The 19,939-nt window shown below is 46.2% G+C and carries 10 protein-coding genes; 5 read left to right on the top strand and 5 right to left on the bottom strand.

Annotated elements, in window-relative coordinates:
* Nucleotides 1–84: 84 nt before the first annotated feature.
* The 5 genes from MSP8886_RS09465 (at nt 85) to MSP8886_RS09445 (ending at nt 13,229) form a co-directional block, all read left to right on the top strand.
* Nucleotides 85–8,334: a DUF4347 domain-containing protein gene (locus MSP8886_RS09465; RefSeq protein ID WP_067015523.1), complete on the top strand. Its 8,250-nt coding sequence runs from the start codon at nt 85–87 to the stop codon at nt 8,332–8,334.
* A gap of 7 nt (nt 8,335–8,341) precedes the next feature.
* Complete coding sequence (locus MSP8886_RS09460) at nt 8,342–9,679, top strand: efflux RND transporter periplasmic adaptor subunit (RefSeq protein WP_067015520.1); 1,338 nt, start codon at nt 8,342–8,344, stop codon at nt 9,677–9,679.
* A gap of 39 nt (nt 9,680–9,718) precedes the next feature.
* The gene (locus MSP8886_RS09455) at nt 9,719–11,800 is read left to right on the top strand and encodes a site-2 protease family protein (RefSeq protein ID WP_175365294.1); all 2,082 of its coding nucleotides are present in this window, start codon (nt 9,719–9,721) and stop codon (nt 11,798–11,800) included.
* Nucleotides 11,801–11,815: 15 nt separating this feature from the next.
* Nucleotides 11,816–12,619, top strand: coding sequence for a hypothetical protein (locus tag MSP8886_RS09450; protein ID WP_067015517.1), 804 nt, complete (start codon nt 11,816–11,818; stop codon nt 12,617–12,619).
* A gap of 106 nt (nt 12,620–12,725) precedes the next feature.
* Entirely contained in the window at nt 12,726–13,229 is a 504-nt protein-coding gene (locus MSP8886_RS09445) for a hypothetical protein (protein WP_067015514.1), read from the top strand.
* Nucleotides 13,230–13,305: 76 nt separating this feature from the next.
* Here the strand turns inward: MSP8886_RS09445 and MSP8886_RS09440 are convergent, their stop codons facing one another.
* From MSP8886_RS09440 to xdhA, 5 genes are all read right to left on the bottom strand, one after another.
* Entirely contained in the window at nt 13,306–13,842 is a 537-nt protein-coding gene (locus MSP8886_RS09440) for an NADPH-dependent FMN reductase (RefSeq protein WP_067015510.1), read from the bottom strand.
* A 295-nt stretch (nt 13,843–14,137) separates the two neighbouring features.
* Nucleotides 14,138–14,665 (bottom strand): menaquinone-dependent protoporphyrinogen IX dehydrogenase, encoded by a 528-nt coding sequence (gene hemG / locus MSP8886_RS09435; RefSeq protein ID WP_067015838.1) that lies wholly within the window; start codon nt 14,663–14,665, stop codon nt 14,138–14,140.
* 109 nt (nt 14,666–14,774) lie between these two features.
* Nucleotides 14,775–16,076, bottom strand: coding sequence for a guanine deaminase (gene guaD / locus MSP8886_RS09430; protein ID WP_067015506.1), 1,302 nt, complete (start codon nt 16,074–16,076; stop codon nt 14,775–14,777).
* A gap of 10 nt (nt 16,077–16,086) precedes the next feature.
* Complete coding sequence (gene xdhB / locus MSP8886_RS09425) at nt 16,087–18,453, bottom strand: xanthine dehydrogenase molybdopterin binding subunit (protein WP_067015503.1); 2,367 nt, start codon at nt 18,451–18,453, stop codon at nt 16,087–16,089.
* On the bottom strand, nt 18,446–19,891 hold the full coding sequence (xdhA, locus tag MSP8886_RS09420; protein WP_067015500.1) for a xanthine dehydrogenase small subunit: 1,446 nt from the start codon (nt 19,889–19,891) through the stop codon (nt 18,446–18,448). The genes xdhB and xdhA overlap by 8 nt, the downstream gene beginning before the upstream one ends.
* Nucleotides 19,892–19,939: the final 48 nt, after the last annotated feature.

Raw genomic sequence — 19,939 nt, 5'->3', positions numbered from 1 at the left:
TGCGGCTGAAAACAATGAATTGACTATATTTAAATAAAGCAGAACGAACCTGCTTATTAAGAATTACCCATCGAGGTGACGAGTATGAAAAAGCACTATTCCAACAAATTAGGCAAAAAAATGTCAGATTATCATTCTGTAGGAAAAAAAAATCATGCGCGTAAGCCGCTGATTACGGCTTTAGAGCCTCGCCTGTTGTTGGATGGTGCGGCCGTTGCCACGGCAGTAGATGTGATCAGTGACGCCCAACTACACCATGATGCGACACAAACGGATTCTAATCATACCGTTACTGCTGATCGTCATAAAGACATCAGTAAATCTGTTGTTATTGCGCCCACCGAAGTCCGAGCCGTTGATCCTGCACAAAATAACGGCCGTAAAGAAGTGGTTTTTATTGAAACCAATGTCGCGGATTACCAAAGCTTGGTGAATGGTACAAAGGCGGGTGTGGAAGTCGTGCTGCTCGATTCTAGCCAAGATGGTTTGTCACAAATGACAGAGTGGGCAAAAACTCATAGTGATTATGATGCCATTCATATTATTAGTCATGGCTCGGAAGGCAGTGTCAATCTTGGCGCACTGAATCTGGATCGTTCTGATATTAACGGTCGTGCTTCAGATCTAGCGCAACTGGGTGCGGCATTGAATGAACAGGGCGATTTGCTGCTCTATGGCTGTGATGTGGCAAGTGGCGAAGGGCAAGCATTTATTGATTCCATCGCACAGCTAACCCAAGCCGATGTGGCCGCGTCTAATGATCTTACCGGAGCGGCTGATTTACATGGAGACTGGGATTTAGAGTACCATCAAGGTCATATAAAAGAGGGGGCTGTTTGGGATAAAGCGATCTTAGATCATTATCACTCTGTTTTAGCAGAAACAATATCAGATTTTAGTGGTGAGAAGGACTCTCCAAACAGTGGAGGGACAGGGTTTAAATCATTAACAGACGTTAATTTAGTGGTGGGTAATGGAGTGACGCTAGATGGTATAGATGGAAATGGAGAGATGTTCCTTACCGATACCTCCGATAATGATGCAACCATCACAATAAAGGCAGATGGTGTAGATGCAGCCTCATTTGATGTCAGTGAGGTGAAGGTATATAACTTTGGTAGTTCTGGTGAAATAGTCTTAGATTCTAGTTCCACAATTGTCTTTAAAGATAAAGGTGGTGCTGTTTTACGCACCATGACGTTAAATGGTGACACATCAATACCTTCAAAGACTACCAGTGGTGCCCCTACGGCGTCTTCACCCTTAAATATTTTTACCTTATTTGATAATAACGCCCCTGTGACAGGGGTTGCGCAAATAGACTTCAATTTTAAATGTAACAATGCGCCTGGAATTAATCTGGCTGACCTAACATTCACCGGCATTACTTATGATAATGTGGTTGCCCCTTCCTCTGGGCCGAGTGTCCCATCAACACCGGATTTGTCAGCGGCATCCGATACCGGTATATCCAGCACGGACAACATCACCAACGATACCACGCCGACCTTTACCGTTACTGGTGTCACTAGCGGAGCGACGGTTACGCTGTTCAACGACGCCAACAATAATGGGGTGGTCGATGCGGGAGAGACTCTTAAGACCGGAGCTGCCAGCGGCACCAGCATCCAGTTGACCACCAGCTCGGCCCTGACCTCTGGCACCTACAACATCAAGGCGATCCAGACCGTCGGTGGGACCGACAGCGCTGCTACTTCCGCCCAGTCGGTAACAATTGATACAACGGCGCCAACAGAGACAATTGCCTCAGCGACATTTTCGGTTGATACAACGGCTAACGGCGGTACTAACAGCGATTTTATCACCAAGACGGCTGAGCAGACGGTCAGTGGCACCTTATCAGAGAACTTGTCATCGGGAGAGAGCGTTTACGTGTCCCTTGATAATGGGGCGAGCTGGACAGTGGCGACGGCGTCCGTGGGATCGAATACTTGGTCTTTAGCAGGACAAACGTTAACGGAATCAAGCACCTTAAAAGTCAAGGTGACTGATAAGGCTGGTAACGACGGAGCAGTTTATAGCCAAGCATATGTGCTGGATACAAGTGCACCAACAAAGACAATTACCTCAGCGGCCTTTTCGGCTGATACAGCGGCTAACGGCGGTACTAACAGTGACTGGATCACCAAGACGGCGAGTCAGATCGTCAGCGGTACTCTGTCGGCCAATCTTGCCTCAGGCGAAACTGTTTACGTGTCACTTGACGGCGGAACCAACTGGAGTGCTGCTACTGCCACAGTTGGGCAGAACACATGGACGCTGGCCGGACAAACGCTAACGGGATCTAACACATTGAAGGTGAAAGTCACCGACACTGCTGGTAACGACGGAGAAGTTTATAACCAAGCGTATGTGCTGGATACAAGTGCACCAACAAAGACAATTGCCTCAGCGGCCTTTTCGGCTGATACAGCGGCTAACGGCGGTACTAACAGTGACTGGATCACCAAGACGGCGAGTCAGACCGTCAGCGGTACTCTGTCGGCCAATCTTGCCTCAGGCGAAACTGTTTACGTGTCACTTGACGGCGGAACCAACTGGAGTGCTGCTACTGCCACAGTTGGGCAGAACACATGGACGCTGGCCGGACAAACGCTAACGGGATCTAACACATTGAAGGTGAAAGTCACCGACACTGCTGGTAACGACGGAGAAGTTTATAACCAAGCGTATGTGCTGGATACAAGTGCACCAACAAAGACAATTGCCTCAGCGGCCTTTTCGGCTGATACAGCGGCTAACGGCGGTACTAACAGTGACTGGATCACCAAGACGGCGAGTCAGACCGTCAGCGGTACTCTGTCGGCCAATCTTGCCTCAGGCGAAACTGTTTACGTGTCACTTGACGGCGGAACCAACTGGAGTGCTGCTACTGCCACAGTTGGGCAGAACACATGGACGCTGGCCGGACAAACGCTAACGGGATCTAACACATTGAAGGTGAAAGTCACCGACACTGCTGGTAACGACGGAGAAGTTTATAACCAAGCGTATGTGCTGGATACAAGTGCACCAACAAAGACAATTGCCTCTGCGGCGTTTTCCGCTGACAGTGCGGTTAACGGTGGCTCCATTATCACCAAGACGGCTGAGCAGACGGTCAGTGGCACCTTATCAGCGAACTTGTCATCGGGAGAGAGCGTTTACGTGTCCCTTGATAATGGGGCGAGCTGGACAGTGGCGACGGCGTCCGTGGGATCGAATACTTGGTCTTTAGCAGGACAAACGTTAACGGAATCAAGCACCTTAAAAGTTAAGGTGACTGACAAGGCTGGTAACGACGGAGAAGTTTATAGCCAAAATTACGTACTTGATACGACAGCACCGACTATTACTTCGATTACTCGCCAAACACCCACTGGTTCTTCTACTAATGCGGACTCGCTGGTTTATCAAGTGGCCTTTTCAGAAGCGGTTTCTAACTTAGATGCTAGTGATTTTTCCGTAGCAGGGACAACAGCAAGTGTGACGAGTGTTTCTCAAGTGGGTAGCAGCAATGTCTATAATATTACGGTATCGGGCGGGGATTTAGCGGATCTCAATGGCACCGTCTCTCTTGGTTTTTCTGGCACTCAAAATATTCAAGATATTGTCGGTAACGCGATAACCAATACCACGCCCACAGGTAGTAATGATGCAAAATATGATGTTATTAATTCTCTGACGGTGACGACAGGCGATAACAAGAATGATAATGCCACTTTTTCTGATTATGCCACTGACCTCACTGATGGCGGTGGGTTGTCGCTGATAGAGGCCATGCATTATGCGTCGGCAAATCAGACTGTGTCGTTTAATCTAGCCTCTGACTTCGTAGATATGAATGGTCAGACGATCGAGCTGGTATCTGGTGTGATACTCGATACTGACTTGATGAATGGTTTGACAATATCCAATGGCACATTGAATCTTCAAGGAAGCGCGATTGTTACTAATGGTGTTGGTGATTCGTTAACTATTGCAAGTACCATAACAGGTAATGGTCAAAGTCTTACCAAAATGGGGGACGGCCGTCTTACCTTATCTAGCGCTATAAATAGTAACTCTTCTTTTAGTACCAATGTGACTGGCGGGAGTTTGTCTATTTCAGATAATGGCAACCTCGGCTCGGGGGGGCTTACCTTAGATGGTGGTTCGTTAATTCTGCAAAATTCGTCCGATATCTCACATGACATCACTCTAGGTGCAAATGGGGGAACCATTACGGTTACTAACAGTGATGTGACTGTCAGTGGTGCTATTTCTGGTTCAGGCGCACTGACTCATACTGGAGGGCGTGCATTAACCCTTTCTGGAAACAATACGTTTTCTGGAGGCTTAACGCTCTCCGGAAGTGGTGGTGTGGTGGTGGCCGATGGTGGCAATCTTGGTGGTGGCGCTGTCACTCTGTCACAAGGATTAACGGTTACAGGCTCATCCATTGCTTTAGCCAATAATTTTGTATTCAACGGCGGTTCGATTACGAATGCGAATAATGTCACGATTTCTGGTGACATTTCTGGTTCTGGTTCGATTGAAAAGGCAGGGGCGGGGACTTTACTCTTGTCTGGCGCTGGCAATTCTTGGTCTGGTGCCGCTACCGTATCGGCGGGGACTCTAAGTGGTACGACAACAAGCCTAACAGGCGATATTGTCAATAATGCGGCTGTCGTATTCAACCAAAACTCATCGGGTACTTACAGTAAGATAATCAGTGGAACCGGAACGTTTACTAAGTCTGGTTCGGGTGCTGTTACATTGACCGGAGAGAACACCTATACCGGTAATACAATCGTTTCTGCGGGGGAATTGGTACTCAATAATAGTAATGGCATGGCGTTGGCAGATACCAGTGCAGTGGCATTAACGGGTACAGGCAAATTAAGCCTTTCCAGCAACGAGACGATTGGTAACTTGAGTGGTGTTAGCGGAACCCGTGTTGATTTAGGTGCCAATACGTTGACCGTTAATCAGACCAATAGTAGTTCGTTTGCAGGGGTAATGAGTGGTACGGGAGGGCTGATTAAGACAGGAGCTGGTACACTAGCCTTGTCGGGAGCGAATACCTATACGGGAGACACGACGATTTCTTCAGGTGAAGTGTTTGCCTCTGGCGGTAGTGCTATTGCCGATAACAGTGCAGTAACGGTTGCTGCAGGTGCAACATTTGAATTATCTACTTCTACCTCTGAAACTATAGGATCGATTGCTGGTGCAGGCAGTATTGCTGCCAATGGAGGGACGTTAACGGTTGGTGGAAATAATACGTCAACGACTTTTAGTGGCGTTTTTAGTGCAGGTTCTGCGGGCGCTGCATTAGCGAAGGTTGGGTCGGGCACTTTAACGTTATCAGGCAATAATACTTATTCAGGGAACACAACTGTTTCTGGTGGTACCTTGTCATTGACTGGGTCACTGACTAATACATCAGAGGTTATTGTCAACTCAGGCGCAACCTTAGCAGGCTCTGGGTCTGTCTTCTCAGCAAACTCAACCAATACACTAACTGTGAACAGTGGTGGCTTTCTTGCGCCGGGTGTCTCTGGTATTAACAGTGGGGCAGGGGGGCTGACTGTTAATGGCAATCTCGTATTAAATGGCACTTTAAAAGCGGATATTACGGGGTCGACAGCTAAAACAGAATATGACCAAGTGACAGTTAAAGGTAATGTTACCTTGGGGGCGAACAGTGCTTTTGATATCGCTTATTCGGTGACCAGTAGTGGTAACACGTTTGAACTGATTGATAATCAAGGTTCGAGTGCGATTACAGGAACGCTAAATGGTGTCGCGGAGGGTGGGTCGTTAACCTCTAATAGCCATAGCTTTCAGACGAGCTATGTGGGTGGGACAGGAAATGATATCACGCTAAAAGATAATGCTGTCCCAGTGATTAGCGCTGTTGATGTAACCGGCAACCTAACAGAGGGTGGAGCGTTAACGAAAAATGGTAGTGTGACGTTTAGCGATGCCGATACGACCAATCGTCCTACGGCGACAAAAGCGGATAAATCCATTACAGCCAAAGCGCAAGATGGGACAACTGCCCTAACTCTAACGGCTGATCAAATTGCTGCTCTAAAAGCTGCTTTCAGCATTAGCTCACCCAGTAGTAATACCAATACTGGTACGGTCAATTGGAGCTTTAATATAGCAGAAAGTAGTATCGACTTTTTGAAACAAGGGGAAACCGTAACAGCGGTCTTTAGTATTATTGTTACAGACGACTTTAACGCAAAAGCCACGCAAGATGTGACAGTGACTATCACAGGAACTAATGATGCTCCCGTCATCACCTCAGGGGCAACAGGAAGTGTCAATGAAAATGCGCCGACCAGCACCGTGATCTACATGGCGACGGCGACGGATGCTGAAAATGATACCTTAACTTACAGTCTAACTGGTGCGGATGCCGCATTATTAAATATCAACCCCAGTACGGGCGCAGTCACTCTGAAAAACTCTGCGGATTATGAGACGAAAAATACCTACAGCTTCAATGTTGTTGTTACCGATAACGGTACTGGCAATCTAACGGACAGCAAAGCGGTGGCCGTTAGTGTGAACGATCTAAACGACAACGCCCCCGTGATTACCTCCAGTGCGACGGGCAGTGTCAATGAAAATGCACCGACCAGTACGGTGATCTATCAGGTCACCGCGACGGATGCTGATGGTACGGCGGCGAATAATACCTTGCAGTACAGTTTGTCCGGTGCGGATGCGAATTTATTAGATATCAACGCCGTGACGGGAGCAGTAACCCTCAAAGCGTCAGCGGACTTCGAAACCAAGTCCAGCTACAGCTTTAATGTGATTGCGACAGATAACGGGGCTGGTAACCTAATGGGCACAAAAGTGGTGACCGTTAGTGTGAACGATCTAAATGACAACGCCCCAACGGTCAGCGCAAGCACCGCGACAGCAACTCTAGTGGAAGCCGGAGGTATCAATAACGCGACGCTAGGAACAAGTAAGGCTTCCATTACCTTAACTAAAGCAGATGTTGATACTGTTGGGACAGTCCATTACGACGCCGCTTATCTGCTTAGTAATGGGTGGAGTACCACGAATGGGGGCTTGAGTTACTCAAAAGTAGGTACCTACGGTACGGCAACCTTAACACTGGCAACGGATACTGTCAGTTATGAATTGTCTAATAGTAATAGTGATACACAAGCCTTGACTGCCGGGCAGTCAGTGAATGATAGCTTTACTATTGAAGTGACCGATGGCAATGCGACGCAAACGACCAAGGCTGTATTTAACATTGTTGGTTCGAATGATGCCCCTATTGATTCTGGTGTGGTTGCTTCTTTAACTGCGATAAGCGGTCAGGCTTTTTCTCCAGTCACCTTGCCCGCCAATTTATTTAAAGATTTGGACAGCGGCGAAACGAGTAAATTGGTCTGGCGTGTTGAGAATTTGCCGACAGGGATGCTGTTTAACGCAGAAACACATACCATTTCAGGTAAGCCTGTAGGTGGATTTGAGGGTGTAAACACATTACAAATTATTGCAACGGACCCTCATGGCGCTGAAGTAAAAGTTCCCATTACTCTAACGATTTCCCCTGCGCCAGTCATTGCACCTGTTGTGCCGACAATTATTCCCACGCCGCAAGCTGAACCACAGGGTACGACGGTTCAGCTTGATGCACCAACAACGACTACCACACCGTTACCTACAGGAACGATTGCATCAGAGCAAGGGGTGAGTGGTTTTGCGGGAGCGCCAGCCATTAATGCCAATATAAATACGATAGACAATGGTAATATAAATGTGGGTAACAGCGTGCCAAATGCTATTGGTACTGGTCAGCCAGCGACTGTTATATCGACATCCCGAGTTGCTGTGGATGTGGGGGCGGATGGACAGGTTCAGGTAACACCCACATCTGGTGTGGCGGCTAATACGACAGGTTTAAGCATTGCCAATTTGTCCACTCAACCAGACCGAGTATCCATTGCTATAGCGGATACAGGGTTGGCGAGTAACTATAGTGCCACATTATCAGATGGCTCGACTTTACCAAGTTGGGTACAAGTCGATCCTGTTACGGGGGAAGTCTCTATGACGCCTCCACCAGGGCAAGGAAAGATATCCCTGAAAATTAATGCGGTGGATGCAAATGGTAATACTCGTGTACTTGAAGTGGATCTGGATCTGGATAAATTGCCAACTTCTCCGCAAGGTCAGCAATCGACCGAGCCAGCACCAGCCAGTGCAGCAGGTAATGGGGTGACTTTTATGTCATTGGATGAGCAGTTAAACAAAGCGGCTAGTCAACTTGATGATTATGGTCGTGATTTAATGAAACTATTGGTGTCTTAAATAGATTATGTCAGATCACGTTGTAGCGCAGCTGTTGCAAATAGAGCAGCAGGTTAGGCGTTGTGAAACATTAACGGAATTGAGTTTTGTGATGGTCAATATGACCAAAACTCTTGTCCCTTATGAGCAAGCGGCCTATTTAATAGGCAGCGAGATTGAACGTCTAACGGTCAACGCTTTGAGTGATCTGTCTTTGGTGGATCGAACGACGCCGTTTTGTGCTTGGTTGGAGCAAATTGCTAAGCGGGAGGATAGTTTTGAGTCAGCGGCCAATACGCATACGATAGATAGTGCGTCTTGGCCTGCTGAGTTAGCAAATGACCTGAGTGAGTTCTCACCCAATTATATGCTTTGGTTGCCGCTTTTTATCCCCTCTAAACCCAATCAACGAGTGGGTGTGCTCTGGTTGGCAAAATCTCAACCATGGACGGAGAAAGAAATAGGTTTGCTGCAGCATTTAGCATCCAGTTATGCCCATGCATTGCAATTTTTTGTTTCTCGTACTGGTTGGCGTTATTGGGCTAAACGTTTTTTTTCTAAACGTGTGCAATGGATACTCTTGATGGCACTGGTTGTCTTGAGTTTTGTGCCTGTTCGTTTAACTGTATTAGCACCTGCTGAAATTGCGGCTAAGGATCCTCTTTTAATTACCTCTCCTTTGGCGGGCGCTGTCAGTCAGGTTTTAGTGAAACCAGGGGAGCATGTGACCAAAGGGCAATTAGTTGTAGAGATGGATAAAACGGAATTTAAGGGGCGCTTTGATGTGGCTCAGCGGGAGTTGGAGCGAGCTCAAGCGGAGTTAAGAACCGCTGAGCAAGCGGGCTATGTTGATCGTAAGAAAAAGTCTGAACTGGCGCAACTGGAATCACAAGTTGAATTAAAAACTATTGAGCGTAATTATCTGAAAACGAAACTTACGCAAACGGATATTCTGGCAGATAAAGCAGGGGTGGCGGTGTTAGATGACCCAGATAAGTGGAAAGGTCGTCCAGTAGTAGTCGGTGAGCGCATTTTATCCATTGCTGACCCAAATCATGTGCAATTAAATATTATGTTGCCAGTGAAAGATGCCATTTCACTGAGTCATGGTAATAAAGTAACCTTTTATTTGGATACGGACCCACTCAATCCGATCCCATTTAGTGTGGATTATTCGTCTTTTGAGCCAAGTTTAACACCTGATCAAGTGGTGGCGTATCGGATCGTAGCGAATATTGAGGATCATCATCTTCCCCCAAGAATTGGTTTACGGGGCACTGCCAAGTTGTACGGTAAGCAGGTATCGTTGGCTTACTACTTGTTACGCCGTCCCATCACCTTTGTCCGACAACGTTTGGGTTTGTAGATGCTAGCCGATACGACGCATGGAGCTAAAGAGCTTCCATTGCTACGTCAAAATTTACGCTTAATGACGGCGTCTCCTGATGAAGATGGTGAGCCTCGTTGGCAAATTTTTGACCCTCTTTCTAATAAGTTTTTTTTCTTATCTCGGACTGGTTTTTATTTGTTTCGGGAATGGCGTCACGCAAAGACGGATGAAGAACTATTAGCGTCAGTGGAAGGTCGCGGGCTTGATATTGACCCGCATGAGCTGGACTTTTTTATTCGCTTTTTAGAAATTAACCATCTTATCGAGGCTCATACTAAAAACGAGTTAGCACGCCTTCAGCAAGAGGTGGTTAAGCGTCAACAGCATGCTTTAATGTGGCTGTTGCATAACTATTTGTTTATCAAGATCCCCTTAGTAAGACCGGACTTGATTTTGAGTCGGTGTTTTTCAAGAATAAAATTTCTATTTCGGCTGCGCTTGCATTGGGTCGCTTTTCTATTAGGTGTATTAGGTCTCGTGATGGTGCTACGCCAATGGGATACCTATACCCATACTTTGCAAAACTTCTTTGATGTTTCTTCGATCATTTATTATGTGGGTGCCTTGGTTGTTGTCAAAACGGCCCATGAATTGGGACATGCATTTGTCGCTAAACGCTATGGTTGTCGTGTGAGCTCCATGGGGCTGGCATTTTTACTGATGACGCCGATTTTATATACAGATACGACGGACGCTTGGCGCTTGCGTTCGAGATTTCAGCGGCTAAGTATTGTTACCGCTGGTGTACGAGTGGAGATCTATATCGCCTGCGTGGCGACCTTTCTATGGGGCATCGTACCGGATAGTGGTTTTCGAAGTGTGTTGTTTTTTGTGGCGACGACCAGTTGGATTTCATCATTGCTGATTAATACCAGTCCCTTTATGCGCTTTGATGGTTACTATGCCTTGTCAGATTTTTTGGGCATGGAAAACCTACAGCCTCGCTCTTTTTTGGTGGGTAAATGGTTTTTGAGAGAGCACTTATTTGGTTTTGGTTTTGCTCCACCTGAGCCTTTAAATCGAAAGAAATGTTTGTTAATGGTCTCCTATGCTTGGGCGACTTGGGTGTATCGTTTTTTCCTCTTTATTGGTATTGCCGTTCTCGTTTATTACTTCGCGTTTAAACTGTTGGGGATTGTGCTGTTTTTAGTGGAGATATTGTGGTTTTTGGTGCTGCCCATTATCAAAGAAATAGGGGTTTGGTTCAAATTGAGAAAAGACATGACGATAAATAGAACCAGTATAGTGACCTTAGGTTTCGGTATACTTATTGTAGGGGCTTTGTTGATACCTTGGCAGGGTCAGATAAGTGCGCCAGCGGTGGCTACTTTTGAACGCCATCAAACCTTTTACCCCAGTGAGCCTGCGAAAGTAGTGAACTGGCAGGTAGTGCCTGATCAAAAAGTGAAGCAAGGGCAATTGCTTATTTTGTTAGAATCTGCCGAAGTTGAGCAAGATATTCATTTAACGCAAGTTAAATTAGATGCTTTGCAAACCCAATGGCAGCGCGCAAGTTCAGGTGCCTCATCCAGTGATGAGCAATTAACCTTACAAACACAACTATCTCGGGAACAATCCCGTCTACAGTCGCTATTAGAGCGCCGAGAACGGTTAGTGATCCAGGCCCCTTTTAATGGTGACATTGGGGAAAACCTATCGCTCAAAAAAGGCGACTATGTTAATGAAAAAATGCCCTTAGCGACCTTGTACGATGCACAAAGTGGTATCGTGAAAGCCTATATTGATAGTCGTTCAGTGAGTCGCTTGAAAATAGGCAGTGAGGCGAGTTTTATTGGTAATGATGGCACGCCGTTACACACTCAATTAGTGGTGGAAAAAGTGCTTCCTACTGCCATTACGCATCTTAATTATCCAGGTCTATCCTCGGTTTACGGTGGTCCTATTGCGGCGCAGAAAATGCAGGACCAAATCATTCCAGATACCTCCATTTATGAAGTTATTTTATCCTTCAAAGGTAAGTCACCCATAACTCGACAACAATATGGTCGAGTGGATTTATCTGTTGAGCCAACCAGTTTCTTAGTGAATGGGTTGCGCTATATTTATGGAATTTTTATAAGAGAGTCAGGTTTTTAGCGGATGATAAAAAAGATGAGTGACTTCATTCAATGGGATGAAAAACAGGTCGATATCATTGCGAGAGATTTGGCTTATTTACGCTTGCAGGTGGATTTAGAATTAGTACCTCGTTATCCGATGTTCTTAGATAAAGCTTATCCTTTAGGGCGTTGTAAAGAAATCCGTGATGAAGTGTTTGCTCTTTTGCAGGAAGCATTACCGAAGGCGACTGAGCCTGGACTGGTGTTAATGCGCGAGGCGTTAGCAAAGGGCGCAACATTGAAGAAAGTTTGGGGCTCCCTTCGTGATGAGTATTTTCAGAATGCGATGGTGTTAGGTGATTGGTATATTGATGTCTCGAACGATACCGTTAATCCGAATAAACCTAGGGTGGAAATTCTTCCATTAGCCCAGTCTCGCTTCTTTAGGATTACTAGCTTTGAACAGTTTATTAAGATCGCACGCTCTTATTGGGAGGTTGAGGTCTATCGTAATGATACTTGTCCAGCCTTAGCGCCTTTTTTGCCGCTGATTTATGTCGATGCAAAGGGTGGATGCTGGATGGGAGAGGCGAATGATGACATGCTCTGTCTGGCAATGGATAGCCAGTTTCTTCTCTCTGAACGTATTTTGACGGAGTTACCCACCTTGCCAACTGTTTTTAGAAACAAATGGAAAAATAGCTTGGACTCAATAAAAAATAATGAGTTTATCCATGGAGAAGGCCAGCCATTGGATTTTTGCCGAGCGTATCGCCAGCAGCAAAAGTATCTTGATATGCCTTTTCGAGACAGCGCCGTGATGGCGTATTTGTCTTTGCCTAAGCGTATTAGTTAGCTCTTTGGGACTAAGCTCTCCGATAAAGCGCATGTGATGAATTAGCGTTCTTGTGATAAGTTGATGTTATAGTGAGGCCAGTGAGGAAGCGTTGGTAGGAAGGCTTATGCATCAAAGTGAAGAAGAAAAAATCGAGCTTGAGCATCAAGCAGCCAAGATTTTCATGCGCTGGTATGAGAAAAATACCGGTAAGCCTATTCGTCATATCTGGCACAATGAACCGATTCGACCAGATGTGTCCTGCATGCTGGAAGGCGAGCGCTTAGATCTTGAAATTGCCCATTTATATGGCTCTGAAGAAGAAGCAATGGCGATTCTTGGGCGGGAACTCACTAATAAAACTCGGCAGGCTATCAGAGATCTAGCTCACGATGAGGTCAATTCTCGATTATTAAAAGCGTTAAACCGTATATTAGAAAACAAATCCGGTAAGCGTTATGACTCAAAAAGAGTGTGGCTGGTGATTCGTAATGCGCATCCAGCATGGAGTAAAAGTGAGATTAAAGCGCTTGAGCACCTCATTACTATTCCGGAACCTCATGCGTTTGAGAAAGTCTGGATTGTCGGGGATATGGAAGGCAAGACGGGGATTGTCAGGCTATACCCTTAAATCTCTTTGTGAAAAGAAGCGTTGTTAAGAGAAGACGCTTGGAAAGTGAAGCGTCTTCTCTATGTTTCACCATGACCTAGCGGCGCTTTTCAATAAAGCGTAAAAAGTCCGACGTGTGTCTTTCTAGACGGGCAAGTGTTTTTTCATCTGTTACCACGCCATCTGTAACGACCTGACTCACAGGTGAGATCATCATCTCATGGGATACGTGGATGTCAGACAAAATCGCATCCATAATCAATTTTACGTGAGCCTGAGCGCGAGCGCCGCCCACAGGGCTATCTGCTTGCGTAATGATGGTGACAGGCTTGTCTTTTAAACAGGAATTAAACGCGGGACGAGAGGCCCAATCTAAGGCATTTTTCAATACCGCTGGAATACTGTGATTGTACTCTGGCGTACAAATGATAATGCCATCGGCATGTTCAATACTGTCCATTAATCCCACGATGCTAGCTGGTTTATTTCTGTTTAGATCTTCATTAAAGAAAGGCAAGGTATCGAGTTTGGGGGTTTCGGTTGTATGGCCAGACAGTAAATTTTCAATGGATTTGAGTATGGCTAGGCTTTTGCTTTGGGAGTGAAAGCTCCCAGATAGTAATAGTAAATTCATGTTTTTCCTACAAGGTGTTTGCTAAAGAAGGCAATCGTAGTGTCCAAGTATCTTCTTACTTAGGTATAGCTACCATACCCTGAGGCATAAGGAAAAATTCATGAGGAAAGGGAAAGAAGTATGGAAGTTTTGTCTGCTATTTCTTTTCTCTGTGCTTTTTGAACAAAAACAAAGCAATGATTAATGCAAAAAAGACAAATATAATAGCAAAGGCACCCAGTGCCATCACAGCTAAGTTCATAGTAGCTTCCTTAAACGAATTTCTTACTAGTCTAGCAGACTTCTTTTCTGTCTTTTAGTGTTCCGCTATTTGCTGGCTAAATGTACCAACTGCTTGCCAATCGGTGTAATCGATTACACTGTTGATATCGGTTGGGCCTTTTGTCATCCACATAATCAGTTGAATCATGATTCGATCAAAAAAGGCGTACTTTTGGTAATCCACTTTCCCTGCAAAAACGCTTAATAAGCTAGGCTGCCAGTCTAATTTTTGTAGTAATTTTTGCAAATAGGGGTTGGTTTCAGGTGTGTTTTTATCGGCTTTACGTGCCACGAGATTGACGCTAAAAAAACAGCAGGTTTTATCGTCTAAGATGGCTTTGTTCGAACGGATAAACTCAATAAGATTCTTACGATGTTTGCCATAACGAATACTGGCACCAATAACGATTTTCCCGTATTGAATGAGCATTTCGGTTGTTGCTTGTTCGATAGCAATCAAGTGTGCTCGATGGCCTTGTTGTTCTAGATGACGAGCAATGGTGTCGCAAATCTTAAGTGTATGACCGTCGACACTGGAATAAAGGATAAGAGTATTTTTCATGATGATTGAGACCACAACAATGGCAAAATGTTCCATTCTTTTCATATGTGAGTGTGAAAAGAATAAAGAAAAACCACTTCAAGGGAGCGGTTTTTCTTTGCTAAACTCCTTAACGCAGGTGAACACATTGCCCAGCGGAATAGGTGGCTTGAATCGCTCTATCATCACCAAGGGTCATAAAGACAAACAAGCTTTCTTCAATGGATTGAGCAAGAGCAAGGCGTGATGTTAGTAATGGCGTGGCTTTCTTATCTAGGATCACAAAGTCGGCTTCGCTACCAGCAACAAGGTTACCAATTTTATTTTCTAGGCGAAGGGCTTTGGCACCACCAAGGGTCGCAAGATAAAGCGATTTAATGGGGTTGAGGTTTTCATTCTGCAGTTGAACCACCTTATAGGCTTCATTTAGGGTTTGCAGAATGGAGAAGCTGGTTCCACCGCCCACATCGGTGCCCATGCCCACATTGACATTATATTCCTCTGCTTTGCTCAATTTGAACAAGCCACTACCAATAAATAGGTTGGAGGTTGGGCAGAAAGCAATCGCTGAGCCAGTCTCGTGTAGGCGATGGTATTCACTGTCACACAAGTGGATACCATGGGCAAACACAGAACGCTCGCTTAACAGCTGGTTTTGGTCATAGACATCCAAGTAGTTTTTACTATTTGGAAATAAGTCTTGAACCCAAGCGCATTCGTCCACGTTTTCAGAGAGGTGAGTGTGCATATAGACATCATCGTATTCCCCTAGTAATTGACCCGCCAGTTGTAGCTGTTCATCTGAACTGGTTGGCGCAAAGCGAGGCGTAATAGCGTAATGTAATCGGCCTTTATTATGCCAAGTGTCTATCAGTTCTTTGCTTTCTTGATAGCTGCTTTCCGGCGTGTCAGTCAGGTAATCTGGTGCGTTACGATCCATCATTACCTTACCACAAATCATACGCAAGTTTTGTTCTTCACAAGCTTCAAAAAAGGCTTCTACAGACACTTTGTGAACCGTACCAAAGACTAACGCGGTCGTTGTTCCGTTGCGCAGTAATTCTTTTAGGAAGCGTTCTGCAACGTCACGAGCATGAGTTTTATCTGCAAACTTACCTTCTTCAGGGAAGGTGTAAGTGTTTAGCCAAGTTAGCAACTGCTCGCCATAAGAGCCTATCATATCCGTTTGCGGATAATGGATATGGGTATCAATAAATCCAGGAGTGATCAAACCATCGGGATGATGTTCAGTCAACATATCGTGTGGCAGAGTGGGTAATAGTGTTTCTGCATCACCAACGGCGCGGATGGTATCGCCATCAACCACTAATAAACCGTCTGCAAAGTATTCGTAAGCGTTTTCAGTGCCTACTTCTTTTGGATCAGCAATACAGTGTACGATGGCGGCGCGCCATGCTTTCAATTGGCTCATTGTGTCTCTCTTAGGCGTTTTTCATTTGTTTGCGAATGGCCTCTATGCCCATTAGCACTCTTTCTGGTGTCGCAGGGGCGTCAATATCAGGATGGTATTGATAGTTTCCCACTGAGGCCACGGCATCTTTGATAGCACACCACGCGGCAATGCCAAGCATAAAAGGTGGCTCGCCCACGGCTTTAGAATGGTACACCGTATCTTCTGGATTTTTGCGACTTTCCACAAGGGCGACTCGTAAATCATTTGGCATATCCGCAATGGCAGGGATTTTATAGCTCGCTGGGCCACTTGTCATAAGACGACCTTGCTCATTCCAAACCAACTCTTCACTGGTGAGCCAGCCCATACCTTGAATAAAGCCGCCCTCAATCTGGCCGATATCGATGGCAGGATTTAATGTGGCACCTACATCATGAAGAATGTCGGTACGAGTAAAGTGATATTCGCCAGTGAAACTGTCTACTAAGACTTCGCAGCAGGCTAAACCATAAGCAAAGTAGTAGAAGGGGCGACCACGGGCTTTATCCCGGTCGTAATAGATCTTCGGCGTTTTGTAATAACCTGTGCTCGATAGGGAAATCTGATTGACGTAAGCCATTTCTATTAAGCTTTCGAACGACAAGTAGGTTTCACGCACTCTGACTTGTCCGTTACGGAACTCGATTTCCTCTGGATGGACTCGGTAGTAACCCGCTAAGAAATCAATCAAGCGCTGCTTAATGGTTAGTGCCGCATTTTGTGCCGCTTTACCGTTTAGATCGGTACCAGACGAGGCAGCTGTAGGTGAGGTGTTCGGTACTTTCTCTGTATTGGTTGCGGTGATTTGGATTTTATCCGTTTCAACTTGAAACACTTCGGCTACGATTTGTTGAACCTTAGTGTTCAAGCCTTGACCCATTTCGGTTCCACCATGGTTTAGATGAATGGTACCGTCCGTATAAATATGGATCAGCGCTCCCGCTTGGTTGAGGAAGGAGTTAGTGAAAGAAATGCCAAATTTCACTGGTGTCAGTGCCAAGCCTTTTTTCAAAATAGGGCTAGTTGCATTAAAGGCTTTAATGGCTTCGCGACGTTCGTAGTAATCGCTGCTGGCCAACAGCTCGTCGGTGATTTCCGGCAGAATATTGTGCTCGACGATTTGGTGATAAGGCGTGATGTTTCGGTCTTCTTTACCGTAATAATTTAATCGACGCACATCTAAAGGGTCTTTACCCAATTTACGAGCAATGGCGTCCATGATGTCTTCCGTTGGTACCATGCCCTGTGGGCCACCAAAACCACGGTAAGCCGTATTGGATGCGGTGTTGGTTTTACAGCGATAGCCGGTAATGGTTGCGTGCTCAATAAAATAGGCATTATCCGCATGGAACATGGCGCGGTCGACAATGGAGCCAGATAAGTCGGGCGAATAACCACAGTTCCCGGCAAGGTCCATATCAAGCGCCAAAATACGGCCATCATCGTCATAACCCACATCGTAGCGCGCATAGAAGGGGTGGCGTTTGCCTGTGATGGTCATATCTTCCATACGTGGCAGGCGCATTTTGGTTGGGCGTCCGGTGAGATGAGCCACCAGCGCGCACAAGCACGCAATCGGCGCGGCTTGGGTTTCTTTGCCGCCAAAACCGCCGCCCATACGGCGCATGTCCACCAGCACCTTATTCATGGATATGCCCAATACGCTCGCCACCAGCTTTTGCACTTCGGTTGGGTTTTGCGTACTAGAGTAGACAATCATGCCACCGTCTTCGGTTGGCATAACGGAGGCGATCTGAGTTTCCAAATAAAAGTGCTCTTGGCCACCGATGTGCAGTTCGCCTTGAAAGCGATGCTTGGCGTGTGCAAGCGCTGTGGCGCTATCACCCAGTTTAAGCTGGTGACTTTCTTGAACAAAATGCTCTTTTTCTAGTGCCTCTTTCACATCCAAAATGGGAGCTAGTGGTTGATAATCAATCTTAATGGTTTTCGCGGCTTTTAGAGCGGCTTCGTGGCTGGTCGCCGCAACGGCGACAATGGGCTGACCGTAGTATTCCACAAGTTCCTCTACCAGCAGAGGGTCGCCTTTTAAGACTGGTCCAACGTCCAAGTCACCGGGAACATCTTTTGCGGTGACGACTTTCACCACACCTGGCATGGTAAGGCATTCTGAGATGTCGATATTAGTCACTTTGGCGTGGGCGTAATCGCTGGTGCGAACATACACATGCAGTTGATTCGGAAATTCTAATTTATCATCTATGTATTGGGCTTCGCCACTGACGTGTTTGTCGCCACTTTCGTGTTTGATGCCTTTACCAACACCCGTTTTAAGATGGGTCTTAAACAAGGTTTCCAATTCGGCTTGGCTAAGTTGAGGGGCTGAATGATTAGACATGGGCCGTTACTCGCGTTGTCAGGTAATCTTGGGACGCCGTGGTGGTTTCAACAAAGTATTTGCGCAGCAGGTTTTGCGCGACCAGCTGTCGATATGCTTTGCTGGCACGAAAATCCGTCAGTGGGGTGAAATCTTTTACGAGGGCGCTGCAAGCTTGCTCAATCGTCTCTTGTGTCCATGCTTGACCAACTAGGGCTTGTTCGCAATGGGAGGCGCGCTTTGGCGTCGGTGCCATGCCCCCAAAGGCTAAACGAGCGTCCACCACTTTTCCGTCTGCCACCTGAATATTGATTGCCGCGCAAACGGCGGAAATATCATCATCAATGCGTTTAGAGACCTTGTAGGCTTTAAATACCGCAGCGTTTGGTTTAGGAATGATAATTTTCTCGATAAATTCACTGGATTGGTGAGCTGTCTTTTTGTAATCCAAAAAGTAGCTTTCCAGTGGAATCCGGCGGGTTTTGTCTCCTTGCCTTAGCTGGATGTGCGCGTCCAAGGCAATTAATAATGGCGGCGAATCACCAATGGGTGAGGCATTGGCGATATTGCCGCCAAGAGTACCTTGGTTGCGAATTTGTAATGAGGCAAAGCGATGTAGCAGTTCGCCAAAATCTGGATAATGTTTTGCTAAGACTTGGTAGCAGTCAGTTAACGGGGCCGCTGAGCCAATTTCAATATAGCTGTCAGTTTCGACAATTTGCTGCATGTCAGACACATTGCCTAAATAGATAAGTGTGCCGAGTTCACGATGAAATTGAGTGACTTCAAGGGCAAGGTCGGTACCGCCAGCCAGGAGGTGTGCATCAGGATGGTTGAGATAAAGCTCGGCAAGTTCGGCGGTGCTCGTTGGTAAATAGGCTTGATGTCCTTTGCCTGCGAATTGAGTGCCACTTTGGGGGGCAATGGCTTGCAGTCTTGCAATGGTTTGCGCTTCAACAGCATCAAAGTGGTCTGACGGCTTGTTTGAGCAGCTTTGCTGGGCGGCGTCATAAATAGGGCGGTAGCCCGTACAACGGCATAAATTGCCCGCTAAGGCTTCACTGGTTTGGGCAACATCGTAACTGTCGGCGTTTTTCTGCAGGGCAAACAGAGACATGACAAAACCAGGGGTACAAAAACCACACTGAGAGCCATGACAGTCCGCCATGGCTTGTTGTGTGCTATGAAGTGTCTGCTGATGCTTTAAGTCTTCAACGGTAATGAGCTGTTTACCATGTAGAGCAGAGACAAAGGTTAGGCAGGAATTCACACTTCGATAGCGTAGTTTGCCATTAATAACCTCGGCTAAGACAACACTGCATGCGCCGCAGTCGCCAGAGGCACAGCCTTCTTTGGTACCTGTTTTTCCTAACGTGTTACGTAGATAACTCAACACCGTGGTGTTTGGATCCAGATTGTCTTCTTGGCGAAGCTCTTGATTTAATAAAAATTGGATCACGGTGTTTCTCCTGAAAATGGTGGCCATATCAGGTAAACTTTGACCGAT

Source organism: Marinomonas spartinae (assembly GCF_900089775.1).
Lineage (GTDB): Bacteria > Pseudomonadota > Gammaproteobacteria > Pseudomonadales > Marinomonadaceae > Marinomonas > Marinomonas spartinae.
Note: the sequence above shows the minus strand (reverse complement) of the source record. Positions and strands in the feature narration are given on the sequence as shown.